General features: G+C 71.9%; 18 protein-coding genes. 7 read left to right on the forward strand and 11 right to left on the reverse strand.

Translation table 11 applies throughout. The features are described from left to right. Positions 1 to 135: 135 nt before the first annotated feature. On the forward strand, positions 136 to 999 hold the full coding sequence (locus OG568_RS13885; RefSeq protein WP_329531749.1) for a phosphotransferase enzyme family protein: 864 nt from the start codon (positions 136 to 138) through the stop codon (positions 997 to 999). 34 nt (positions 1,000 to 1,033) lie between these two features. On the opposite strand, the gene OG568_RS13890 is transcribed toward OG568_RS13885, so the two are convergent. The 4 genes from OG568_RS13890 to OG568_RS13905 form a co-directional block, all read right to left on the reverse strand. Beyond that, positions 1,034 to 1,756 carry a 3'-5' exonuclease gene (locus tag OG568_RS13890; protein WP_329531750.1) on the reverse strand — a complete coding sequence of 241 codons (723 nt, stop codon included), beginning with the start codon at positions 1,754 to 1,756 and terminating at the stop codon, positions 1,034 to 1,036. A gap of 131 nt (positions 1,757 to 1,887) precedes the next feature. Then, positions 1,888 to 3,126, reverse strand: a complete 1,239-nt coding sequence (locus OG568_RS13895; protein WP_266429616.1) for an SAV2148 family HEPN domain-containing protein — start codon at positions 3,124 to 3,126, stop codon at positions 1,888 to 1,890. 114 nt (positions 3,127 to 3,240) lie between these two features. Beyond that, a complete protein-coding gene (locus OG568_RS13900; RefSeq protein ID WP_329531751.1) occupies positions 3,241 to 4,560 on the reverse strand; it encodes a copper amine oxidase in 1,320 nt (439 codons plus the stop codon). 96 nt (positions 4,561 to 4,656) lie between these two features. Continuing rightward, positions 4,657 to 5,472 (reverse strand): Tat pathway signal sequence domain protein, encoded by an 816-nt coding sequence (locus OG568_RS13905; RefSeq protein WP_329531752.1) that lies wholly within the window; start codon positions 5,470 to 5,472, stop codon positions 4,657 to 4,659. A gap of 178 nt (positions 5,473 to 5,650) precedes the next feature. On the opposite strand from OG568_RS13905, the gene glgX reads away from it, so the two are divergent. Together glgX and treY are read left to right on the forward strand one after the other, a co-directional pair. Beyond that, the gene (gene glgX / locus OG568_RS13910; RefSeq protein ID WP_329531753.1) at positions 5,651 to 7,759 is read left to right on the forward strand and encodes a glycogen debranching protein GlgX; all 2,109 of its coding nucleotides are present in this window, start codon (positions 5,651 to 5,653) and stop codon (positions 7,757 to 7,759) included. 60 nt (positions 7,760 to 7,819) lie between these two features. Further along, positions 7,820 to 10,225 (forward strand): malto-oligosyltrehalose synthase, encoded by a 2,406-nt coding sequence (treY, locus tag OG568_RS13915; RefSeq protein WP_329531754.1) that lies wholly within the window; start codon positions 7,820 to 7,822, stop codon positions 10,223 to 10,225. Here treY and OG568_RS13920 read toward each other — a convergent pair. After that, positions 10,185 to 11,285 (reverse strand): cytochrome P450, encoded by a 1,101-nt coding sequence (locus OG568_RS13920; RefSeq protein ID WP_329531755.1) that lies wholly within the window; start codon positions 11,283 to 11,285, stop codon positions 10,185 to 10,187. The two genes, treY and OG568_RS13920, sit on opposite strands and share 41 nt — an antisense overlap. 441 nt (positions 11,286 to 11,726) lie before the next feature. Between OG568_RS13920 and OG568_RS13925 the strand changes: the two genes are divergently transcribed. Further along, positions 11,727 to 12,977, forward strand: coding sequence for a M14 family zinc carboxypeptidase (locus OG568_RS13925; RefSeq protein ID WP_329531756.1), 1,251 nt, complete (start codon positions 11,727 to 11,729; stop codon positions 12,975 to 12,977). Positions 12,978 to 13,085: 108 nt separating this feature from the next. On the opposite strand, the gene OG568_RS13930 is transcribed toward OG568_RS13925, so the two are convergent. The 3 genes from OG568_RS13930 to OG568_RS13940 form a co-directional block, all read right to left on the reverse strand. Next, entirely contained in the window at positions 13,086 to 13,502 is a 417-nt protein-coding gene (locus OG568_RS13930) for an SSI family serine proteinase inhibitor (protein WP_329531757.1), read from the reverse strand. Beyond that, a complete protein-coding gene (locus OG568_RS13935; RefSeq protein WP_329531758.1) occupies positions 13,499 to 14,866 on the reverse strand; it encodes a M14 family zinc carboxypeptidase in 1,368 nt (455 codons plus the stop codon). The genes OG568_RS13930 and OG568_RS13935 overlap by 4 nt, the downstream gene beginning before the upstream one ends. 150 nt (positions 14,867 to 15,016) lie before the next feature. Next, a complete protein-coding gene (locus OG568_RS13940; protein ID WP_266586838.1) occupies positions 15,017 to 15,568 on the reverse strand; it encodes a DUF1707 and FHA domain-containing protein in 552 nt (183 codons plus the stop codon). A 255-nt stretch (positions 15,569 to 15,823) separates the two neighbouring features. Between OG568_RS13940 and treZ the strand changes: the two genes are divergently transcribed. Beyond that, positions 15,824 to 17,569 (forward strand): malto-oligosyltrehalose trehalohydrolase, encoded by a 1,746-nt coding sequence (treZ, locus tag OG568_RS13945; RefSeq protein WP_329531759.1) that lies wholly within the window; start codon positions 15,824 to 15,826, stop codon positions 17,567 to 17,569. A gap of 27 nt (positions 17,570 to 17,596) precedes the next feature. Here treZ and OG568_RS13950 read toward each other — a convergent pair whose 3' ends face one another. From OG568_RS13950 to cyc2, 3 genes are all read right to left on the reverse strand, one after another. Continuing rightward, positions 17,597 to 18,526 (reverse strand): aminoglycoside phosphotransferase family protein, encoded by a 930-nt coding sequence (locus OG568_RS13950; protein WP_329531760.1) that lies wholly within the window; start codon positions 18,524 to 18,526, stop codon positions 17,597 to 17,599. A gap of 67 nt (positions 18,527 to 18,593) precedes the next feature. Then, a complete protein-coding gene (locus OG568_RS13955) occupies positions 18,594 to 19,709 on the reverse strand; it encodes an aminopeptidase P family protein (RefSeq protein WP_329531761.1) in 1,116 nt (371 codons plus the stop codon). 291 nt (positions 19,710 to 20,000) lie between these two features. Continuing rightward, complete coding sequence (cyc2, locus tag OG568_RS13960) at positions 20,001 to 22,322, reverse strand: germacradienol/geosmin synthase Cyc2 (RefSeq protein ID WP_329531762.1); 2,322 nt, start codon at positions 22,320 to 22,322, stop codon at positions 20,001 to 20,003. A 158-nt stretch (positions 22,323 to 22,480) separates the two neighbouring features. Here cyc2 and OG568_RS13965 point away from each other — a divergent pair, with 158 nt between their 5' ends. Together OG568_RS13965 and OG568_RS13970 are read left to right on the forward strand one after the other, a co-directional pair. Next, positions 22,481 to 23,338, forward strand: a complete 858-nt coding sequence (locus OG568_RS13965) for an alpha/beta fold hydrolase (RefSeq protein ID WP_329531763.1) — start codon at positions 22,481 to 22,483, stop codon at positions 23,336 to 23,338. After that, positions 23,335 to 24,600, forward strand: coding sequence for a cytochrome P450 (locus OG568_RS13970; protein WP_329531764.1), 1,266 nt, complete (start codon positions 23,335 to 23,337; stop codon positions 24,598 to 24,600). The genes OG568_RS13965 and OG568_RS13970 overlap by 4 nt, the downstream gene beginning before the upstream one ends. Positions 24,601 to 24,602: the final 2 nt, after the last annotated feature.

A 24,602-nucleotide genomic window follows, 5' to 3' on the forward strand; every position in this document is an offset into this window, starting at 1 on the left:
GGAGGCCGGGGCATCCTCCGGGAATCCGGGTGAATGCGACACTGGCCGACGGATGGCGGGAACGTGACGCCTTACCCGTAGGCCGTACACGAGAGTCGTGCACGAGGGCTGGGCGCGAGGACACGGAGGCGAAGGATGGACGAGGCACGGGCGCGGGACGTACTGGCCGCGGCGGGGGTGCTGCCCGGGCCGGCGCCGGACGCGACACTCCTCGCCCTCGGCGAGAACGCCGTGTTCGCCGCCGGTGACCTGGTGGTCAAGGTGGGACGCGACGCCGAACTCCTCGACCGCGCCCGGCGGGAACTGGACATCGCGGCCTGGCTCGCCGAGGCGGGCGTCCCCGCGGTGCGGGCGGCCGAGAGCAAGCCGGTCCTGGTGGACGGTCACCCGGTGACGGTGTGGCACCGGCTGCCCGATCCCGTACGCCCCGCCGAGCCACGGGATTTGGCCGAACTGCTACGGGTGGTGCACGCGCTGCCCTCCCCCTCGTTCTCCTTGCCACCCCGCGAGCTGCTGGGCGGGGTGGAGCGCTGGCTGAGGCTCGCGGGCGAGGCGATCGACCCCGCGGACGCGGCGTATCTGCGGGCGCGGCGCGACGGCTTCGCGGACGCCGCGGCCGCGCTCACCCCGCATCTGCCGCCGGGCCCGATCCACGGCGACGCGCTGCCCCGCAATGTGCACGTGGGTCCCGACGGCCCGGTCCTGGTCGACCTGGAGACCTTCTCCGCCGATCTGCGCGAGCACGACCTGGTGGTCATGACCCTCTCCCGCGACCGCTACGGGCTGCCCGCCGAGGCGTACGACTCCTTCACCGAGGTCTACGGCTGGGATGTGCGCGCATGGGAGGGCTGCTCCGTGCTCCGGGGCGCGCGCGAGACCGCGAGCTGCGCCTGGGTGGCCCAGCACGCGCCGAGCAACCCGAAGGCCCTGGCCGAGTTCGAGCGGCGGGTGGCGTCGCTGCGGGACGGGGACGAGACCGTGCGCTGGTACCCGTTCTGACGCTTCCCGCGCTTCCCCGGCCGTGCGGGCCCGCTCAGACCTTCTGGTCCGCCAGGTCCCGCATCGGCCATGTCCCGTCGACCACCGCGTCCTTCTCTCCCTTGCGGCGCAGGAAGCTCTGGAAGTCGGCCGCCCACTCGGCGTACCACTCGATCTGGCGGCGGTGCAGCTCCGCCGGGCCGAGGGCCGCGACCTTCGGGTGACGGTCGGCTATCGCACGGGCGAGCCGGGCGGCGGCGAGGGCGTCGGCCGAGGCGTCGTGGGCGGAGTCCAGCGATACGCCGTACTCCGTGCAGACCGCTTCGAGGTTGCGCTTGCCGCGGCGGTAGCGGTCGACGGAGCGGTCGATCGTGTACGGGTCGACGACCGGCGCGGGGTCGGTCCCGCCGAGGCGCTCGCGCAGCGACGGCAGCCCGTACCTGCGCAGTTCGGCGGAGAGCAGGGTCAGGTCGAAGGCCGCGTTGTACGCCACGACCGGGACGCCGCTCTTCCAGTACCCGGTGAGGACGTCCGCGATCGCGTCGGTGACCTGGTCGGCGGGCCTGCCCTCCGTGGCCGCCCGCTCGCTCGAGATCCCGTGCACCGCCACCGCGTCCGCCGGGATCTCCACGCCCGGATCGGCCAGCCACTCACGGCGCCCTATCGGCTCTCCGTCCTTGACCTCGATCACGGCGCCCGTGACGATGCGCGCCTCGCGCGGATCGGTCCCGGTCGTCTCCAGGTCGAAGCCGATCAGCAGCTCCCGGTGCCAGCCCATGGGCGGCCCCCCTTCTTCGTGGTGCTTTCCCCCAGTGGTCTCCACGATCGCACGAGCCACTGACAGTCCGAGGACCGCGTTCCGCTTCCCGGCGCCGGGCACCACACCACGACCCCGGCCGGAGCGACACTTCAGGACACCGGACGCGAATCCGCCCAAGCCACCTCGAACTCCTCGCGGTATGTCGGGAAGAGCCCCTCTTCGCCGACCTCGTCCGGTTTGACCACCCGGCCGCCGCCGCGCAGCACCAGCACCGGTGCCTCCATACCGCGGGCGCGGCGCAGATACGACTGCACGATCGCGATACCGTCCGAGCCGTCCCCGTCGACGAGGTACGCCGTGAAGCGCGGCGTCTCGTCGTACACCTGGATCTCGAACGCGCCGGGATCGCGCAGCCGGGCCCGCACCCGCCGCATGTGCAGGATGTTCATCTCCACGGCGCGACTCAGCTCGCCCCGCTTGAGGCCGAGTTCGCGCTCGCGCCGCTTGACCGCGCTGGACGCGGGGTTCAGGAACAGCAGCCGTACCCGGCAGCCCGACTCGGCCAGGCGTACGAGCCGCCGCCCGGAGAAGTTCTGCACCAGCAGGTTCAGACCGATACCGATGGCGTCGAGGCGGCGGGCGCCGCCGAAGAGGTCCTCGGCGGGGAACTGGCGCAGCAGCCGCACCCGGTCCGAGTGCACGCCGACCACGTCCGCGTACCGGTCGCCGACCAGGTCCTCGACGGCGTCGACGGGCAGCCGGCGTGCGGAGGGCACGTCGCTGCCCGCGCCGAGGATCTCCAGGAGCTTCGCCGCGGCGCGCTCGGCCTGTCCCAGGACCGCCTCGGACAGGGCCCGGTTGCGGGAGACCACGTTCCGGGTGACTTCCAGTTCGTCCAGGGCGAGTTCGACGTCCCGGCGTTCGTCGAAGTAGGGCTCGAAGCACGGCCAGTGCTGCACCATCAGCTCGCGCAGCTGGGGCAGGGTGAGGAAGCTGAGCACGTTGTCGTCGGCCGGGTCGAGCAGGTAGCCCTTGCGGCGGCTGACCTCACGCACGGCGACCGCGCGCTGCACCCACTCCTGCCCCGCGGGTCCGGCGGCGGCGACCACCCACTCGTCGCCGTGGACGGGTTCGTAGATGGGACGCAGAACAGCGGCCACGACCGCGCGCAGCCGCTGTTCGACCAGGTTCAGCCAGATGTAGGCACGGCCGGCTCGCTGGGCGCGCGTACGCACCTCACGCCAGGCGTCGGCGCCCCAGTCCAGTTCCGGTCCAATGGATCCCATCTCCATCGGCCGCGCCAGGGACACCGCGCCGGGTGGGACATCTGTGGAGTTCCCCTCGTGACCCTCGTCACCAGGAGGCAACTCCAGCCCTCCCGAGCCCACCCGCGCACCGCCTTCCGCTCCCCCGAGCTCTTCCGTGGGGTCAGCCCCACTCAACGATCAAGGAAGGGTACTCCGGGAGCGGCGGGCGGTGCAGCCCGATGGACAGGTCGTTTCTCAACTACCGTTTTCCACATGCCCGTTCTGGTTGGCGAGCTCCGGCGGAGTGAGCGGATTCATAGCGGTGACGTCGCGCGGAGCGAGGGAGAAGCCCTGCCAGTGGACCGGCATGGGCTGCTGGTCCTCGTCGCGCGCGATGTGGTGGAAGCCCACGTTCACCCACACTATGGGGTGGGTGAGCGTCTGCCCGTTGACGTACTTGTCGACGGACTTGCCCGCTCCGGCGCCGCAGTTGAGCAGGTTGTTGGTGGCGAACTGCTCGCACTTCTTGTACTCGGTGAAGTACAGGTCGTGTTGGGTGAAGGGGCGGCCGAGGTACTTGGTGGTAGCGCCCGGGACGATCTCGTAACTGCGGGCGTGGTCGTCCTTGTTCTTGCCGGTGTCGCTGACGACGCGCCACCAGCGCATGTTCTTGGCGTCGCCGGCGAGTTCCTTGGTGATCTTGGTGCGGGTGGTCTTGTTGGTCGGGCCCTCGTTGCCGTTGCGGGGCGGGCTGACCACGGAGTCGTACTGCTCGATCTTGTTCTTGGAGGAGCCGTCGAGGCCGAAGTCCAGCCGCCAGAAGACGTTGTGGCTGTGGCTGGTGGCGTAGGCCTTGGCGCCCTTGCCGATGGGCCAGCCGCGGCCGTCGCCCGCGTCGTAGTCGCCGGGCGAGAGGCTGCCGGTGGCGCCGATGTTCATGCTGATGGTGCCGTCGTCCTGGAAGCGCCACTCGCTGATGTACTCGTACCAGCCGACCTTGTTGACCGTGTAGATCAGCAGGTCCTTGCCCTGGGTCTGGAAGACCTTGTTGCCCGTGTCGGCCTCCATGCGGTAGGCGTGGCCGCGCGAACGGGTGGTGGTGCACAGGCCGTTGACGTTCGGGTGTTGCGGGTCCCAGGAGTTGGGGATCTTCACGGTCTTGATGGTGCCGCCGGGACATTCGCCCGGCGCCATGTTCATCAGGCCCTGTCCGAAGCCGGCGCCCGTGAGGTCGTCGTACTCGGCCTTGCCGTCGTCGTAGGGGACGTGGATCTGGCCGAGCTTCGCGCTGGTGAGGACCTTGATCGGCTGGGCCTCGCCCTTGGGCTGGTACGAGATGTTCTCCAGGACGAGCCCGGCCTCGCTCTCGTAGTGCCAGCACATGCGCCAGGTGGTGCCGGTGGAGAGCTTCTGCTCGATCTTGTACGCCGCGCTGCAGCCGGCGGCCGCCGCGGGCGCGGCCTTGGACTGGGCGACGGCCGGACCCGCGGCCGTCGTCGCGCCGACGGCGAGTGCGGCCACCGAGAGGCCGACCGCCGTCCGGCTGCGGGCACGGCTGATTCTGTTCACGCGCATGACGAAGAGACTCCTTGCCAGAGCATGCGGAAGAAGGAGGTGAGTTGGAAAGGTGAACGGAGGCGGCTCAGCCGCCCGGAGCGCGTCGGTCGCGGCTCAGCCGAGCTTGCCGACCTTGCGGGCGCTCAGATCGATCACCAGTTCACGGGCGTCGATCCAGGACCCGTTCTTGACCTTCGGGAACAGCCTCACGCAGCGGTGCTCGCCGCACTTCCCGAGGAGAGCGGGCTGGGCGCCCGAGGTCGCCCGGTAGACCATGCTGTTCAGTGTCAGCTGGTCGGGCGAGGTGAGTTCCTTGCCGGTGGCGTCCTTGTAGTCGGCTCGCAGTCCCGCGCCGAGCGGGTCGGCGATCAGCAGTTTCGCGGCCTCGACCATCTCGTCGCGGCTGATGGGCGGCTGGACACCGTGCTGGGTGTCCGTCCGCTCGACCTTCCCGCTGTCGAGATTGACCGTCTTGGTGACGAGCGTGTCGTCCTTGTAGTCGTAGAACGTGACGTCCGCGCGGCGCGGCGCGTTCGGGTCGTCGAGTTCGTTCTCCTCCGGGTCGGCGAGGTCGACACCGATGCGCTGCGGGCCGCGCTGACCCTCGACGTTCTCACCGGAGGCGAGCAACTGCCGGTTCAGCGCGAGCTGTTCGACCCGCTTGGTCTCGTCGTCGGTCAGCGGGTCACGGCCGGTGCCCTTGTCACCCTCGGCCGGGGCCCGCTCGACGACACCGGGCTCGACGACCGCCTGCCCCTGTCCTTGTCCCGCCTGCGACGCGGCCTGGTTGCCACCGCGCAGGCCGCCCGAGCTCTCATCGGCACCCGCCGAGCCCGGAAGGGTGATCCCGACCATCACGGCCGTCCCGGCCACCGCGACGGCCGCACCCGCCACCACCTTTCCCAGATGGCGGTGCACTGTCTTGCGCACTTTTCCCCCTACTCCCTCTGTTTCTCCAGGAGTGATCTGAGCCCCACTGGTTCGGCATACGACGTATGCCTGGTCAGCGGGTAAGAGGGACACAAGTCATATGAGGTTCCCTCACTTTCGGGGAGACTCGACTCCGAGTTGCCCCCAGGGGCGCGGCACTACTGGAAGAGTCATATCCATGCAGGTCTGGCCTGGAGAGGCGTATCCACTCGGTGCCACGTACGACGGCGCCGGTACCAATTTCGCGGTCTTCTCGGAGGCCGCCGACCGGATCGAGCTGTGTCTGCTGCAGGACGACGGCTCGGAGACGGCGGTGGAACTGCGCGAGAGCGACGCGTTCGTTCGGCACGCGTACCTGCCGGGGATCATGCCCGGACAGCGGTACGGGTTCCGGGTGCACGGGCGGTACGCACCCGAGCGCGGACAGCGCGTCAACTCCGCGAAGCTTCTGCTCGATCCGTACGCGCGTGCGATCAGCGGCTCGGTCAAGTGGGGCGAGGAGGTGTACGGCTATCCGTTCGGGGCGCCCGACAAGCGCAACGACCTGGACTCGGCGCCGCACACCATGACCTCGGTCGTGGTCAACCCCTACTTCGACTGGGGTGACGACCGGCGACCGCGCACCGAGTACCACCACACGGTGATCTACGAGGCCCATGTGAAGGGCCTGACGATGCGGCATCCGGCCCTGCCCGAGGAACTGCGCGGCACCTACGCGGCGCTCGCCCACCCGGCGATCATCGAACACCTCACGGAGCTGGGTGTCACGGCGCTGGAGCTGATGCCCGTACACCAGTTCGTGAACGACCACCGGCTGGTGGAGATGGGCCTCAACAACTACTGGGGCTACAACACGATCGGTTTCTTCGCCCCGCACAACACCTACGCGTCCTGGGGCGACCGCGGCCAGCAGGTCCTGGAGTTCAAATCGGCGGTCCGGGCGCTGCACGAGGCCGGGATCGAGGTCATCCTGGACGTGGTCTACAACCACACCGCCGAGGGCAACCATCTCGGCCCGACGCTGTCCTTCCGGGGCCTCGACAACGCCTCGTACTACCGCCTCGCGGACGACCCCCGCTACTACATGGACACCACGGGGACCGGCAACTCTCTCCTCATGCGCTCCCCGCACGTGCTCCAGCTGATCATGGACTCGCTGCGCTACTGGGTCACCGAGATGCACGTCGACGGATTCCGCTTCGACCTCGCGGCCACGCTGGCCCGCCAGTTCCACGAGGTGGACCGGCTGTCGTCGTTCTTCGACCTGGTGCAGCAGGATCCGGTGGTCTCCCAGGTGAAGCTGATCGCCGAGCCCTGGGACGTCGGCGAGGGCGGCTACCAGGTGGGCAACTTCCCACCGCTGTGGACCGAGTGGAACGGCAAGTACCGCGACACCGTACGAGACCTGTGGCGCGGCGAGCCGCGCACGCTGGCGGAGTTCGCCTCCCGGCTGACCGGCTCCTCGGACCTCTACCAGGACGACGGCCGCCGTCCGCTCGCCTCCATCAACTTCGTGACCTGCCACGACGGATTCACGCTCAACGACCTCGTCTCGTACAACAACAAGCACAACCAGGCCAACGGCGAGGACAACCGCGACGGCGAGAGCCACAACCGGTCCTGGAACAGCGGCGCCGAGGGCGACACCGACGACGAGGACGTACTCGCGCTGCGGGCCCGTCAGAAGCGCAACTTCATCGCGACGCTGATGCTCTCCCAGGGCGTGCCGATGCTCAGCCACGGCGACGAGTTCGCGCGCACCCAGAACGGCAACAACAACGCCTACTGCCAGGACAGCGAGCTGGCCTGGGTGCCGTGGCCCGAGGACGACGGCGAGCTGCTGGACTTCACCCGCGCGATGGTGTGGCTGCGCCGCGACCACCCGGTCTTCCGGCGGCGCCGCTTCTTCCACGGCCGTCCCGTCCAGGGCACCCACGACGAGCTGTCCGACATCGCGTGGTTCACCCCGGCGGGCACCGAGATGACCCAGCGCGACTGGGGGTCCACGCAGGCGCAGGCCCTGTCGGTCTTCCTCAACGGCAACGCGATCTCCGAGCCGGGCCCGCGCGGTGAGCGCATCGCCGACGACTCCTTCCTGCTGATGTTCAACGCCTCGCCCAGGCCCCTGGAGTTCGTGGTTCCGGTCAACCACGGGCGACAGTGGCAGGTGGTCGTCGACACGGCCCTCCCGGAGGGGGTGACGGCGGGCACGGGCGCGAAGGTCCAGGCCGGCGACCGGCTGACCCTGCTCGACCGGAGCCTGACCGTGCTGCAACGGCCCGCGTAGCCGGTCATTCAGGCGTACGCCGATGACACGAAAGAGGGCGAGGCGGGTACGTAGGTTGCCATGACACCTGAGCGTCCCGAACGGGAGATCCCGGCCCCGGTGGTACCCGCCGCACCCACCGCCACCTACCGGCTGCAGCTGCAGCCGGAGTTCCCCTTCGGGGCCGCCGAGGCCGCCGTGCCGTACCTGGCCTCGCTCGGCGTCTCCCATCTGCACCTGTCCCCCGTCCTGGAGGCGGTCCCGGGTTCGACGCACGGCTACGACGTGGTGGACCACGCACGCGTACGGGGCGAACTGGGCGGCGAGGAGGGGCTGCGCTCCCTGGCCCGCACGGCGCGGGAGCACGGGCTCGGCCTGGTCGTGGACATCGTGCCGAACCACATGGCGATGGCCCCGCGCCACAACCACGCCCTGTGGGAGGTGCTGCGCGAGGGCCCCGGATCGCCGTACGCGCGCTGGTTCGACATCGACTGGGACGCCGGGGGCGGCCGGCTGCTGCTGCCGGTGCTCGGGGGCCGGCTCGGCGCGGAGATCGGCCGGCTGAAGGCGGACGGCGACGTGCTGCGCTACTACGACCACGTGTTTCCGCTGCGCGAGGGCACCGCGGGGCTGCCGCTGCCGGAGCTCCTCGACGCGCAGTGGTACCGCCCGGCCTGGTGGCGGCTGGCCCGCACCGACCTCAACTACCGCCGCTTCTTCAGCATTTCGGAGCTCATCGGGGTACGTGTCGAGGACCCGGAGGTCTTCACGGCGACCCACGCGAAGCTCCTGGAGCTGCTGGACGAGGGTGTGGTCGACGGACTGCGCATCGACCATCCGGACGGCCTGGCGGACCCGGACGCCTATCTGCGCCGCCTCCACGAGGCGACCGGCGGGCGCTGGACGGTGGTCGAGAAGATCCTCGCGGACGGCGAGCCGCTGCCCGCCGCCTGGCCCGTCGCGGGCACCACGGGCTACGACGCCCTGCGGCACGTCGACGGCCTCTTCACGGACCCGGCGGGCGCGGGGGAACTCCTCGGCCAGTACCGGCGGTTCGCGGCCCCCCAGGCCGATCGGGGCGGCCGCTGGGAGGCGACGGTGCGCCGGGCGGCGTACAAGGTGATCACGCACGAGCTGGCCACGGAGTTCGACCGCCTCACGCGCGTGGCGAACCGGCTGTGCGCCGCCTCCCCCGACCCGGAGCCGCGCGATCACGCCCCCTGGGCCCTGGCCACCGCACTGCGGGAGCTCCTCGTGCGCGTCGAGGTGTACCGGCCGTACCCGTCCACGGACGCCTCCCTGGTCGTGACCGAGGAGGCCGCCGAAGAAGCCCGGGCGGTCTTCACGGTGCCGGAGGAGGCGCACGCCGTGGACGTCGTACGGGACCTGCTGCTCGGGCGGGCGGGCGACGGGCCCGAGCACGCGGAGTTCCGGGCCCGGTTCGCGCAGACCTCGTCCGCGCTGCGGGCGAAGTCCGTGGAGGACACCGCGTTCTACCGCTATGTGCCCCTGCTGTCGGCCAACGAGGTGGGCGGGAACCCGGGCGCTCCGGCCGTGTCCCCGGAGGACTTCCACGCCTACTGCGCGCGCGTGCAGCGCGACTGGCCCGCCACCGGCACCGCCCTGTCGACCCACGACACCAAACGCAGCGCCGACGTCCGTGCCGCCCTCTCGGTGCTCAGCCAGTGCCCCGAGCGGTGGGCGGACGTGCTGGCCGAGGTGACCCGCGAGGGGGCGACGGGCGTACCCGACCCCCAGCTGGCGTGGGCCGCGTGGCAGACGGTGTTCGGGCTGGGCCCGGCCGACGCGGAACGTGTCCGGGGGGCACTGCTCAAGCACGTCCGGGAGGCCGGGCTGCACACCTCCTGGACCGAGCGGAACCCCGCCTACGAGGAGTCGGTGGCGGCCTTCGTCGCGGCGGGCCCCTGCGGGCCGCCCGGGCGGCGTGTGGCGGACTTCCGGGCCTTGCTCGCCCCGCACGTCGGGGCGAACGTCGTGGGGGCCGCTCTGGTCCAGCTGACGATGCCCGGGGTGCCCGACGTCTACCAGGGCACCGAGGGCGAGTATCTGGCGCTGGTCGACCCGGACAACCGGGAGCCGTTCGTGCCCCTGGAGCAGGCGTCGGCGAAGGCCACGCTCACGACGGCGGCGCTGCGGCTGCGCGGGCGGCGCCCCGAGGTCTTCGGCGACGCGGCGACATACACACCGCTGACGGCGGAGGGTCCGGGCGCCGCGCACTGCACGGCGTTCGTCCGCTCCGGGAAGGTGATTTCCGCCGTCACGCGGCTCTCGCTGCGCCTGGCTCAGGCGGGCGGCTGGCGCGACACCCGGCTCGCCCTCCCGGAGGGGCGGTGGACGGACGTGCTCGCTCCGGAGCGGGAGTTCACCGGGCACACGCGTGTGGCGGAGCTTTTCGAGCGGTTGCCGGTGGTCCTGCTGGAGCGGGTCAGCGCGGGCGGACCAACAGGCTCCGGGGCGAGCGGCTGAGCAGGCCGTCCGCGACGGGGCGGAAACCCGGGGACCTGCGCAGCTCCGGGAGGGCGGCGAGCAGGGCGTGCAGGCCGTGTTCCGCGGTGAGCCGGGCGAGCAGCGCGCCGGGGCAGAAGTGCCGTCCGGAGCCGTACGCGAGCTGCCCGGGGTCGGGGCGGAAGACGTCGTAGCGGTCCGGGTCGGCGAACCGGGCCGGGTCGCGTCCCGCGGCGCCCAGCAGACACGCCACGGTGGCGCCCACGGGTACCGCGCCGACCGGCTCGACGGCCCGGCGCAGCACGATGTGCAGCGGGGGATCGCGGCGCAGCGACTCGGCCCAGGCCCCGGCCGTCAGCTCGGGGCGGGCGCGGACCAGCGCCAGCTGGCCGGGGTGGTCGAGGAGGTTGGCGAGGAACGACGCCAGCGCGTGCGCGGTCGCCTCGCCGCCCGCGCCTAGGAGCGTCCCGGCGATCCCGGCCACGGCCTCGTCCGACAGCGGGCGCCCGTCCGCCCGCGCCGTACACAGCGCGGAGAGCAGGTCGTCGCCCGGGCGGGCGCGGCGGCGGGCGATGTACGGGCGCAGGAAGGCGTCGAGCTCGGCGTGGTGCCCGCCGAGGTGGTCGAGGCCGGTGCGGCACCAGGAGTGCACCCGCGCGGTGTCCTCGTAGGGCAGCCCGAGTGCGGCGACGGCCGCCGCCGTGGGCAGCCAGTGGCAGAACTCGGCGACGAGGTCGGCTTCTTGGCGGCCGGCGAGACGGCGGGCGAGGACGTACGCCGTCCGCTCGACCCCGGCGGTCAGCGCGGTCAGGGCGTGTCCGCGGAACGCCGGTGAGACGAGTGCCCGGTGCGCGCTGTGCGTGCCGCCCTCCAGATGGGCCAGGGTGCGTCCGGGCGGCGGGGCGACGAGCCGGGGGTCGGCGAGGGCGGCGCGCACATCGGCGTACCGGCTGACCAGCCAGGCGCCGAACGGCCGGTCGTACACGAGCGGGAGCTTCTCGCGCAGGGTGCGGTACAGGGGGTACGGATCGCGTTCGATGCCGGGGGTGAGCAGGCTCGGGGGGTCGGACAGCCGTCGCACGACGGGCGGTCGTGTCGGGGTCGCGAACGGCGCGACCGGAGCGATGGACGTGACCGGAGCGACCGTAGCGATGGGAAGGTTGGGAGTGTTGGGCGCGAGCGACGCGCCTTCGACGGGAAGGCCGTGAGGACACAACACCGCGGGCCTCCCACGTCGGGTCTGCGCGCCGTGGGCGGCACGCGGTTGTCCCCAGCCGACCATCACGGCCCCCGTACCGCAGTCCTCGTACGCCCGTACGGGTGACACCGGGGGCTCCCGAGGTCGGTCCAGACCCTTGGACGGGGCGCGAGCGGCGTCGCGCACGCCTCGTTCGGCGCCGCCCACCCGCCCTGCCGGAGATCAGTGCCACCCGGCGCCCCGGGGTGCCGAGCGCCCTCTCCTTGACAGTTCCCCCAGACCGTGGAGTACTGCGGAAAGCGACGCAGGGCGGACAAGTCGGGGGTGAGTCTCCTGCCGGAGTTGCGCTACCCCAGTGTGACCGAAATCGTCTCGTCCGCCCGGGCGTTGGCGGCTCACCGTCCCGGGCTGTGCGCCCTCAGACAGATCGGCGTCTCGCGCGCGGGAAGACCCCTTCACCTGCTGTCCATCGGTCACGCCGAACGCGCGGTCCTCGTCGTGGCGGGCGCCCACGCGAACGAGCCGACCGGCGGCTCGACGCTCCAGGCCCTGGCCGAACGTGTACTGCACGAACGGGAGTTGCGGGCCGACACCTCCTGGCACTTCCTGCTCTGCGCGGATCCGGACGGCGCGAGCCTCCATGTGACGCCGGCGCCGCGCACCCTGTTCGACTACCACCTCGGGTTCTTCCGTCCGGCCGGCCCCGAGCAGCCCGAGTGGTCGCCCTCCGTCCTGCCGCCCGACCGGCTGCCCCCGGAGACCCGCGCCCTCACCCGGGTCATCGACGAGCTGCGGCCCTACCTTCAGGTGACCCTGCACGGCACCGACCTCGGCGGCAGCTGGGTACAGCTGACCAAGGACATCCCGGGCCTCGCCGAACCCTTCGCCAAGTCCGCGGCGGAACTGCACATCCCCGTGGAGACGGGCGCGTCGGACGCCGCAGGCTGGCCCGCCTCCGGACCCGGGGTGCATGTGATGCCGGCACCGGGCTCGGACGCCGCGTACCCGAGCATGCCCGACGACGCCCGGCACAGCACCTGGTACCACACCCACCGGTACGGCGGTCTGACCGCGGTCGTCGAGGTGCCGATGTGGGCCAGCGACCTCGTGGACGACCCGGCGCCGCATCCCGCGCCGGACGCGGCGATGCGGCGCCTGGCACACCGGCTGCTGCGCGACGCGCTCCAGGTGGAGACGGTGCTCGCGGAGGTCCTGCCGAGGCTCCCCGGTCCCGACGGGCCGCTCCTGCGCGCCGCGAAGTGGGCGCTGGAACTGGTGCCGGGCCTGGCCGACGACTGGGTGCGGACGCCGCCTCCCGACCCGACGATGGCGTACGTCGGCAGTGTCGACGCGTTCGGGCGCCGCCTCCCTTTGCGCGCTGCCGCGATGCTGCTGCGGGTCCTCCAGGAGGCCGACGACCGGGCGGCGCCGCACCTCGAACGCCTGGTCGCCGCCTGGAGCGACGCCTTCGCCGAACGCTTCCGGGCCCGCTGGGTCCCCCTGGAGCACCAGGTCGAGCACCAGTCCCGCACGGTGGTCGCGGCGGCGCGGCATGCGCGGGACGGCGCGGTCTGACGTCTTACGTCTGCCAGAAGTCAGATGTCAGATACCAGACAACGGATGACAGATATCAGATGACGGATATCAGATGACGGATTTCGTCATCTGTCACCCGACGCCACCTCAGCCCGACATCGCGAACACCGCCCCCGTCTCAGCCCCCATCACACACGAGTTCGAGAACGTGTGCGAGTACGTCACCTGCCGCCCTCCCCACTCCCCGCGCGCGACGGCGGTGACCGGGCCGTAGATCATGGAACAGATGGTGTCGAGTTTGGGTGGGATCCGGGAGATGTCGCCCCCGGTGGTGGCGAGTTCGGCGCAGGCCTCGGCCGCGTGGGAGTGGCCCTGGGGCGGGTCGCAGAGCAGGAGCGTGCCGCGGATACTGCTCGAGTGGGCGTCGCCGGTGGTGAGGGTGAGGTAGAGCCAGTTGCCGGGGAACGCCTCCTGGGGCGCCGCCTGGGCCGGGGTCGCGCCCAGGGTGAGCAGGGCGGCTGTCGCGAGGAGAGCGTTGCGTACCGCGTGGGTTTTTCTCGTCATTCCCGGTGCATCGGCAGCGCGGCCTGCGAACCCCACCCCGTCTCACTCGAATGGGAGCGCACGGGCGCGTACCGCCCGGCGAGTTCGAACGCGGCGATCACCACCCGTGCCTGGTACTCGACCTGGCGGGCGACCGGGATCCAGCGCGCCCCGCAGCCGTCGCGGTAGTCGGCGCACCACGCGTCGATCAGCCGGTCGAGCTCCGGCAGCGCGCCGCTCGGGTCGTGCCCGGAACCGGTCACGAGCTGGTGCAGCAGCCCGGCCGTGCGCAGGGCGACCCGGCGGCCGGCGAGGCGCAGGGCCGTCAGGCGGGCGGTGTCGAGCGGTGGCAGGCGGCGCTCCCCGGTGTCCTGCACATCGGGGTCCCAGGAGTCGGCGAGGCCGGGACCGACGAGTAAATAGTCGTCCACGGGCGCGAGGAGACGGGCCGCGTCCGGGGAGGTGTCGAGGCCGGGGCGGATCCGCCCGAGGATGCCCTCCAGGAGCCGCGTGTCGTGGCGCAGCGTGTGGCTGACGGAGCGCAGCACGGCGTCGGCGTCGGCGGGCCGGCCGGTGTCCTCCACGGCCGCCACGCCCCACATGGGGGCCTCGACGACGGCGGTGACGGTGCCGTAGCGGTGCGGATGGAACCAGGTGGACTCGACGGCGGCCTCGGTGATCGCGGCGGCCAGGTCGCCGGGGTGCGGCGGCGGGATGCGGTAGACGGCGGGGCCGAGCCTCGGCCAGTACAGGGTGTCGTAGGGCCCGAGTTCACGCGGGATGCCGAGGCGGGCCGCGGTGTGGGCGACGCGTTGGGCGAGCCCGGGCAGCTCGCGGGTCAGCTCGACGAAGGCGCCGCCGACGTCGACGCCGTGCAGGGAGCACTGGAAGACCGGCCGCAGTTCGTCCTGGAGGTCGAGGAGGGCGCGGGTCTCGGGGAGGGTGGCGCCGGCCGCGCCCTCGGGCAGCCACTCGGGCTGTTCCAGGAAGCCGGGGCGAAAGAAATTCCGGAAGTAGTGGCCGAGGTCGTACGGCCCGGACAGCCAGGCCTCGTTGCGGCGGGCGCCGTCGGGGTCGAGGCAGAGCAGCAGGTTCCAGGTGGCGTCGGCGCCCTCGCAGAGCCGGGGGTCCGCGAGCACCCGTTCGGCCAGGCGCAGGACCGTGGCGCCGCCCACGGGCTCGTTGGCGTGGGGTCCGGCGACGACGAGGGCCTGGCGGCCGCCGTGCCCGACGGACAGCAGCCACAGCGGGGTGCCCGCCCGTGACGTGCCCACGCGGCGCAGTCGGACGTCGTGCGGCCGGCGGGCGACGAGCGCGGCCGCACGGGCGCCCAGCTCGTCCACGGTCGGGTAGCGGAGGAGTGGCGGCAGGGCGCACCTCCACAAATGTGGTGCCGTCGGTTCACCTGATGTGCATGGTGTACGCACAGTCAGTCACGGCTGTGGGGGTACGTCAACACTGTCGGCCGTAAGGGAATTTGAGGAAATCGGTGAGTGAAACCGGGGCCAAGGCTCACGCGGGTGCGGGTCGGTCGCTCAGGAGGACGAGAGGCGGAAGGACATGCGTCCGAAGCTGATCTGGTCGCCCTCCTTGACGACGGCGGCGCTGATCACCCGCCGCCCGTTGACGGTCGTCCCGTTGGTCGAGCCGAGGTCGCGCAGCACCCACAGGCCGCCCTGGCGGCTCAGTTCGGCGTGGACGCGGGAGACCGTCTCGTGGTTGAGCCGCAGTCCGCTCGCGGGGTCGCGGCCGATCCGCAGCGGGTAGTTGTTGCCCGGGTGGGGCAGCAGCAGCTTGGGGAGCCGCTCGGCCTGCCAGGCTCTGCGCAGCCGTACGGTGAAGCCGGAGACCGCCTCGACGGTGCCGAACACCATTTTCGACCAGCGCCCCTCGGTGGGCAGGTCGGCGATGAGCACGGCGAGTTCGTCGGAGCGGCGGGCGGCGAGCGCCAGTTCCATCCGGCGGACGAACGTGTCGTGCGAGAGGCGCCCGAGGGCGACGCCGTCACTGAGCGCCTTCAGCGCCCGGTCGCGCTCCGCGTCGGACAACCGCGCGGGGTACGTGTGGAACTCGAAAGACGACGTCACGGAGGTGATTGTCGGTCAGTAGGAGCGGGGTGTCCAGAAGACCCGGAAACGGCCGCTGCCGCCGACAGGTGGGTTCCACGCGTCCATCACGTGGCAAACATGCGGCAAAAGGGTGGATTCGAAAGCGAATTGATCTCGCGTGAAGCACCATGGACGTGCTACGTCACGACATGCTGCGTCACTCACGTCGCGCTCTGTCACGAAGAGCGGGCAACAGACAGCGGACAACGGAGAGCGGACAAGGGGGAACCGTCTGTGCGGTTCGAGGTGTGGGCACCGCAGGCCGACCGGATGACGCTCCACTGCGCGGGCGCCACGCGCGCGCTGGAGCGCGACCCGGAGCGCGCCGGATGGTGGACGGGCGACGCGGACGCGCAGGACGGCACGCGGTACGGGTTCGCGGTGGACGACGGCCCCGTGCTGCCCGATCCCCGCTCGCGGCGGCAGCCGGACGGCCCGGACGGGCTGAGCGCGGTGGTCGACCAGGCTCAGTACGCGTGGCACACCGAGTGGGCGGGGCGACCGCTGCCGGGCGCGGTCCTGTACGAGCTGCACGTGGGGACGTACACCCCTGAAGGAACGCTGGACGCGGCGGCCGAGCGGCTCGAACACCTCGCGGAACTGGGCGTCACGCACGTCGAGTTGATGCCGCTGTGCCCGTTCCCCGGCCGGCACGGCTGGGGGTACGAGGGCGTCTGCCTGTGGGCCGTGCACGAGCCGTACGGCGGCCCGGAGGCGCTGAAGCATTTCGTCGACCGGGCGCACGACCTCGGTCTGGGTGTGGTCCTCGACGTCGTGCACAACCACCTCGGCCCGTCCGGCAACCATCTGCCCGCGTTCGGGCCGTACTTCACGGACACCCATCAGACGCCCTGGGGCTCGGCCGTGAACCTGGACGCACCGGGTTCGGACGAGGTGCGCACGTATCTCGTGGGCAGCGCGCTGGCCTGGCTGCGGGACTACCGGCTGGACGGGCTGCGGCTGGACGCGGTGCACGCGTTGCGGGACACGCGCGCGACGCACTTCCTGGAGGAGCTGTCGACGGCCGTGGACGCCCTCGCCGACGATCTGGGCCGGCCGCTGTTCCTGATCGCGGAGTCGGATCTGAACGACCCGCGGCTCGTCACTCCGCGCGTGGAGGGCGGTCTCGGGCTGCACGCGCAGTGGAACGACGACTTCCACCACGCGCTGCACACCGCGCTGACCGGTGAGAAGCAGGGCTACTACGCGGACTTCGCACGGGCCCCGTTCGCGACGCTCGCGAAGACGCTGACGTCCGGCTTCTTCCACGACGGCACGTACTCGAGCTTCCGGGGTCGCCGCCACGGCCGCCCCCTGGACCGTACGCGCGTCTCGGCGCACCGGCTCCTGGGCTACTCCCAGACCCACGACCAGATCGGCAACCGCGCCCAGGGGGACCGGCTGTCGGCGTCCCTCTCCCCCGGGCTGCTGGCCTGCGCGGCCGCGCTGACGCTCACCGGGCCCTTCACGCCGATGCTGTTCATGGGCGAGGAGTGGGCGGCGGGCACCCCTTGGCAGTTCTTCACCGACCACACCGATCCCGAGCTCGCCGAGGCCGTACGGCGGGGCAGGCGCCGGGAGTTCGCGGCGCACGGCTGGGCCGAGGAGGACGTCCCCGATCCGCAGGACCCGGCGACCCGCGACCGTTCCTGCCTGGACTGGTCGGAGCCCGAAAAGGCACTCCACGCGCGTGTGCTGGCCTGGTACCGCGAGCTGATCGACCTGCGCCACCGCCAGCCCGACCTCGCGGACCCCGACCTCGCCGCCGTCAAGGTCGCCTACGACGACCAGGCCCGCTGGCTGACACTGCGGCGCGGAGACGTACGGGTGGCGGTGAACCTCGGCAAGGAGGCCGCCACGATCCCGCTGGGCCTGCGCCACGCACGGGTGCTGGCCGCGTGGGAACCGGTCGGGGCGCCGGACGCGGACGGGTTGTTGAGCGTGCCCGGCGAGTCGTGTGTGGTGCTGACACAGACGTGAACGCCGGGCGGCCTCACGCTGCCGGGCTCAGTCCTCGCCCGGCAGTTCCGTGACCCGTTCGAGGAGGATCGGCTCCCAGGCGCGGCCCAGTTGGGTCCGCAGCAGCGGGAGCGGACCCTCGGCGCGCCCCTGCAGACGCTCGGCGAGGCGGATCACCGTGTCGCACCGGGACAGCCACAGGCCGCGCAGACAGGGGCGGGCGCCATAGCCGGCGAGGGTGGCGGCGCGTACGGCGCCGGGGGCGCCGACGGCGATCGCGAGCCCGGCGATGTCCTCGGCGGGGTCCCCGAGGACCGCGTCGGTCCAGCCCAGGACGCCGCGCACCCGCCCGTCGGCGCTCACCACCAGGTGTTCGCCCTTGAGGTCGTGGTGGACGAGGACGGCGGCCGCGGTCTGCGCGGCGAGCTGGCCGGCGGCGGGCGGGGTGAGCTGGGCGAGGCGTCCGGGGTCGAACTCGTCGGCGGCGGCGAGCCGCTCGGCGGCCCCTTCCGCGGCCGTCCGCAGCTCCTCCAGGGAGCGTGGCGCGGCCCGTGGCACCCCGAGCGCCTCGGCCTGCCGTACGGACACCTCGCGCAGCCCCGTGAGCAGGCCGGCGAGGTCCGCCTCCCCGACCGCGGAGACGTGCTGCACCTCGCCGGAGCGGCCGGGCAGCCGGGTGTCGAGGGTGTAGGTCAGCCCGGCCGTCCAGTCGCCGTGCGCGACGCTCGTCGGCACCGCGACCCCGACGAGCGGGCGGACCAGGTCACGCAGCCGCAGCTCGCGGCGCCGGCGCACGGCGGCCTCGCCGTCCGGGGCGAGCCGCAGCACATGGCGGGTGCCGACCCACCAGGTGAAGTGCTCACCGCCCTCGGTGACGGGCCGGACGTCGGGGCCCGCGCCCGCCGCCTCACCGGCGGCCGGCAGCGAACGCACCAGTCGGCGGACGGTGTCCGCGGTCGGTGTCGGTACCTGGGTCATGGTCGCGCCGTTGCCGTCGGGGGCCTTGGACTGCCGGGAGGCCCTGGGGAGTACTCCTGGTGGCCGGTCAGTCGACGATCGCCATCTCGCGGGACGTGGTGTTGAGGCGCCATCCACCCTCCTCGGTCACCGTCACGATGTCCTCGATGCGCACTCCGAAGCGGCCGGGCAGATAGATGCCGGGCTCCACGGAGAAGCACATCCCGGGCACGAGGGGCAGTTCCTCGCCCTCGATCATGTAGGGCGGTTCGTGGGTGGTGACGCCGATGCCGTGCCCGGTGCGGTGGATGAAGTACTCGCCGTATCCCGCCTCGGTGATGACGGCGCGGGCCGCCCGGTCGACGTCCTGGCAGGCGGCCCCCGGCCGGACCGCGGCGACGCCCGCCTCCTGGGCCGCGCGCACGACGTCGTGCACCCGGCGCTCCTCGATGTCCGGATCGCCGACGTGGACCGTGCGGGAGGTGTCGGAGCCGTAGCCGTGCTTGAGGCCGCCGAAGTCGAGGACGACCATGTCACCGCGCTCGATGACACGCTGACCGGCCTCGTGGTGCGGGTTGGCCCCGTTCGGGCCCGAGGCGACGATGGTGAAGTCGACCTGGGAGTGTCCGAAGTGCCGCAGCAGGTCGGCGAGGTCCGCGGCGACCTCGGCCTCCCTGCGCCCCGCGAAGGGCACTTTCCGGATCTCCTCGTACGCGGCGTCCGCGGCCGCCCCGGCCTCCGCCAACCGCTCCACCTCCGCCGCGTCCTTGACCGCCCGCAGCATCGGCAGGGCCACGGTGAGGGCCACGTAACGCGTGTCCGGCAGCCGCTGCTGGAGCCCGAGCAGATGCATGGCCCAGGCGTTGTCGCTGACGCCGAAGCGTCCGTCGCTCCTGACCAGGGACGCGGCCGCCTCGTAAGGGTCCTTGCCGTCGGTCCAGTCGCGCAGGGTCAGCATGGGGGCCGCCGCTGCCGCGTCCGGGGCCTCCAGGGTCGGCACGACCAGCACGGGCTCCTGTCCGGCCCTGAGTACCAGCAGGGTGAGCCGCTCGGTCTCCCCGGGCCGGTAGCCGGTCAGCCACACCAGATCGGGCCCGGGGGCGATCAGGACGCCGTCGAGCCCCGCGTCCGCGGCGGCCTCGGCCGCGCGCCGCATACGGGCCTCGTAGTCACCGGCGGTGAAGGGCGCGGGCGTGACGGTCATCCATGCCTCCGCTTGTCCGGAGTTTTCCCAGGGGCTACGGGCAGCATCCTGCCCTTTTGCCGAAGCGGGCGCGAGCCGGTCACGGCCGTGTCGTCGCTCCGGGAGCTGGGCCGACGTCGCGGTACCGGTCGCCGAGGCCGCCGGAGAGCTCCTCGTGGGGCTCTCCGGGACGGCCGGCGAGGACGAGTGTGGAGCGGAGCCTCGCCGGGGCGACGGACATCGGCGCGGACGCCGGTACGGGCGTCCGTACGGGCGCCCCTGCGGACACCGATGCCGACGCCCGTAGGGGCATCAGTGCGGAACAGGCACCGCCTCCGCCCTCGGCAGGCCGAACTCCACGGCCGCTCCCACCCCCTTGGGCAGGGTGAACGACGCAGCGGCGCCTTCCGCGGTCCGCGGAGTGGGTTCCGGTGCGGCTTCGGCTTCCAGCCGCGGGCTGAGCGCCGGCACGACCTCCGCCGCGGGCAACGGCACCGCGGGGGCCCGGTCCGGTACGAAGCCGTGGGCGCGGCGGGCCAGGTCCTCGGCGCCGTAACGGTGGCAGTCCTGGTGCCACTTCAGGATTCCGGACAGCCAGTTCTCGAGTTGCGCCACATAGCCGTCCATGATCCCGCGCACCTCCTGTGGGAGCTTGAAGTCCTCGTACAGGAGGGGCAGTTCGTTGGCGGCGACGTGCTGGAACTGCCGCATCCGCTGGGTCATCAGGTCGTGGATGATGCCGAGACCGGTCGGGTAGTCGCAGCCGAAGAAGTTCTGCACGACGAGGATCGCGTTGTGGACCTCGCCCTCGTACTCGATCTCCTTCTGGTATGAGAAGACGTCGTTGATCAGCATCCCGTAGTCGATGGCGGCGTTCTCCAACGACCGGACGGGACCGCTCAGATAGACCTCGGGCGGGACCTTGGGTCCGTGGCCCAGGCGGCAGAGGTTCAGGGTGAGGTCGGAGCCGAAGGTGGCGCGGCGCATCTCCAGGTAGTCGATGGGGTCGGGGATGCGGTGCTGGAGCTGGTTCGACAGCTCCCACACCCAGCTCTCCGTCATCTTGTCCACGTCGCCGCGCAGCTTGCGCCGCTCGTCCGGTGTCATCTTCGCCGTCGTGCGTCGCCACAGGTCGAGGAGGCCGTGCTCCATGCCGTTGGCCGGGACCGGGGTCGGCTCGCCGTCGACGGGCATGCAGGCCGAGAGACGGTCGGTGGTCAGCTTGGCCGCCGCCAGGTCGCGGCGGTGCCCGAAGACCAGCGGGTAGTAGTCGTCGCCGTACGTCCCCCAGGCCAGCCACTGCGAGCCGAGGTCGAGGGCCTCCTCGGTCGCGTCCGGGTGGATGCCCGCGGCGCACAGCGGAAGGTCGTACGCCGCCAGCTTGTCCTCGTCCCAGACGCCCTCCTGGAGCATGCCCTGCTCGTACATCCAGCCGGTGAGGCGGTCGCGGGCGCCGTCCAGGTGAGGGCTGAGTTCGAGTGCGAAGGGCATGTGGAAGTCGGGGAGCAGGGAGGGGCCGACCTTCTGGTATGGGACATGGGTGTAGCGGCGCAGCCGCTCCGCCCCGGCCGCGGAGAGCAGGGCGCCGATGTCGACGGCGGACGTACCGAACCCGGCGAGGCCAGGGGGCCGGTTGCCCTCCACCGCGCCCTCGTTCATGTAGCGGCTGGAGCGCAGATGCCACTCGTGGCCGCCCGACTGCCAGTCCTGGAGCCCCTGGGTGTAGGCGGCGACGGCGGCGACCTGGTCCGGGGTGAGCCCCTTCTCCGCGGCGATCGCGGGCACTTCGGTGAGGGCCGTGTGCTCGAACTGGTGCAGGCGTGAGGTGAGGATGTCGTTGACGGTCTCGGCGGCCTCCTGGGTGGTGCAGTCGAAGAAGGTCTCCAGGACGAGGATGCCGTTGCTGAGCTCGCCCTCCTCCTCGACCTCGCGCTGGTAGGAGAACAGGTCGTTGCGCAGATGGACCCCGTCGGAGAACGTCTCCATCAGCACCCGCAGCGGCCGCGTCCTCGCGACGGAGGCGGGCACCTCTGCGGTCGCGTACTCCACGAGCCCCGCCGACCAGGGGGCGCCGCCCACCTTGCGGCGCATCTCGATGTACTCGACGGGGTTGGCGATCCGCCCCTCGTTGATGTTGGAGAGCTCCCACATCGACTCGTTGAGCAGGTGCTCCGTGGACACCGCGAACCGCGCCCGCCAGTCCACCGACATCGCCGGCACCGTGCGCGCCCAGAGGTCGGCGAGCCCCGCCTCGACCGGGTTCTCCGGCTCCGGTACGGGGGTCGAGAGGTCCAGCGGCATGAACAGGGGCAGCCGGTCCAGGTAGGCCTTGCCGCCGTCGCGGTCCTGGGTGCGTTTGAAGGTCTCCAGGAAGTGGTCGTCGAAGAAGAAGACCCATACGTACCAGTCGGTGATGAGGGAGAGTGCCGGGCCGTCGCAGTCGGGGTGGGTGTACGCACAGAGCAGTCCGTAGTCGTGCGCGTCGAGGTCGGACTGTTCCCAGATGCCGGAGCCCTCCAACATGCCCATCCCGCGGGCCCATTCGACCGTGTGGGCGCGCGCCTCGTCGAGGTGCGGGTTCAGCCGCGCGGGATACGGCATGTAGAAGTGCGGGAGTTCGAACGGCTGCGTCATGGCCGGGCCCTACCCAGGGCCCTCCGGGGACATCCGCAGGGTGGGACATGATCACACCATCGCGTGAATTTACCCCTTTTCCCGTCAACGGCACGGGCCCGGAGGGCGCTCCGACGCGCGCTCTTGCCGACCCGCGCCCGTCGGGCCACCGTGGTCGCATGACCTCCTTCGTCCTTCCCCATGAAGTGCACGGCGACGGCGCCCACAAGGTGATCGCCATGCACGGCTGGTTCGCCGACCGGTCCGCCTACGCGGCGGTGGTCCCGGATCTCGACCGCGCCGCGTTCCAGTACGCGCTGGTCGATCTGCGCGGCTACGGGGAGGCGAGGGACGCGGTCGGCGCGTACACCACCGCCGAGGCCGCCGCCGACGTGGTCGAGCTGGCGGACCGGCTCGGCTGGGAGCGGTTCTCGGTGGTCGGCCACTCGATGGGCGCCGCCGTCGCCCAGCGCCTGCTGGCGCTCGCGCCGGACCGGCTGCGTCGACTCGTCGGGATCTCACCGGTGCCCGCGTCCGGGCTGCCGCTGCCCGCCGACCAGTGGGAGCTGTTCGCGGACGCCGCGCACAAGCCCGGGAACCGGCGGGCCATCATCGACTTCACGACCGGCGGCCGGCTGCCCGCCGCGTGGCTCGACCGGATGGTGGCGCGCTCGCTGGAGCTCAGCGACGCCAAGGCGTTCCGCGCCTATCTGGACTCCTGGGCCGGCGACGACTTCCACACCGAGGTCGAGGGCGCGACGGTGCCCGCGCTCGCGGTGACCGGGGCGCTGGATCCCGCGCTGTCCGCCGGTCTCATGCGGGAGACCTGGATGTGCTGGTACCCGGACGCGGAGCTGTTCGAGCTGCCCGGGGCAGGTCATTACGCGATGGACGAGAGCCCGCTGGACCTGATCCGCGTCGTGGAGGCCTTCCTGCGCTCGCAGGACGCGGGCCGGGGCGGCGGCGAGGAGGTGGACGTGGATACGGGCCGCGACGAGGGTGTGGGCGCGAGCGAGCGGGAGGACGAGCCGGCGTGAGCGTACGCGAGAGTGCCCCGCCCGTCCCCGACGTCTTCGACCCCCGGCGGTACGCCGACGGGGTCCCGTACGCCGCCTACCGCACCCTGCGCGACCATCACCCCGTGGCCTGGCAGGACGAGTCCGAGGTGCTGGGCTGGCCGGCCGGGCCCGGCTTCTGGGCGGTGACCCGGCACGCCGACGTGGTCCGGGTGCTGAAGGACTCGGCGACGTACTCCTCGTGTCTCGGAGCGACCCAGATCCGCGATCCCGACCCGGACGACCTGCCCTTCATCCGCCGCATGATACTCAATCAGGATCCCCCGGACCACGGCAGGTTGCGGAGGCTGGTCAGCCGTGCCTTCACTCCTCGCCGTGTCGAGCACTTCGCGTCGGCCGTGCGCGCCCGGGCCCGGGACCTGCTCGGGAACGCGGTGGCACAGGCCCGCGCGGGCGACGGCGTCTTCGATCTCGTCGCCACCGTCACCGACGAGTACGCCCTGCTCAACCTCGCCGACCTGCTCGGCGTTCCGGAGCGCGACCGGGGCCTGCTGCTGCGCTGGACCCAGCGCGTCATCGGCTACCAGGACCCCGACGAGGCGGGCGAGCCCGTGCTCGACGCGCACGGCCGCCCGGTCGATCCACGCTCCCCGGCGATGCTGCGGGACATGTTCGCCTACGCGCACCAACTGGCCCTCTACAAGAAGAACCATCCGAGCGACGACGTCATGACCACCCTCGCCGCCGACCCCGAACTGACCGCCGCCGAGCTGGAGATGTTCTTCTTCCTCCTCACGGTCGCGGGGAACGACACCGTGCGCAGCGCGGCGCCCGGTGGAATCCTGACACTCGCTCACCACCCGGACGCCTACGCCACTCTGCGTACCGGGGGCAGCGAACTCGGCCCAGCGGTGGAAGAGTTGCTGCGGCTGCATCCGCCGGTGCTCAGCTTCCGCCGTACGGCGACCCTGGACACCGAGCTGGCCGGGCAGCGCATCCGCGCGGGCGACAAGGTGGTCGTCTTCCACGCCTCGGCCAACCACGACGAGCGGGTCTTCAGCGATCCGGACCGGCTCGACCTGACGCGCTCCCCCAACCCCCATGTCTCCTTCGGCGACGGCCCGCACGTCTGTCTCGGCGCCCACTTCGCCCGTCTTCAGCTGCGTGTGCTGTACGAGGAGGCGTTGCGGGCCCTGCCGGTACTGCGCACGGCCGGGCCTGCCCGACGCCTCGTCTCGAACTTCATCAACGGGATCAAGTCGCTGCCCCTGGAGGCCGCTTGACC

Source organism: Streptomyces sp. NBC_01450, from assembly GCF_036227505.1.
GTDB lineage: Bacteria > Actinomycetota > Actinomycetes > Streptomycetales > Streptomycetaceae > Streptomyces.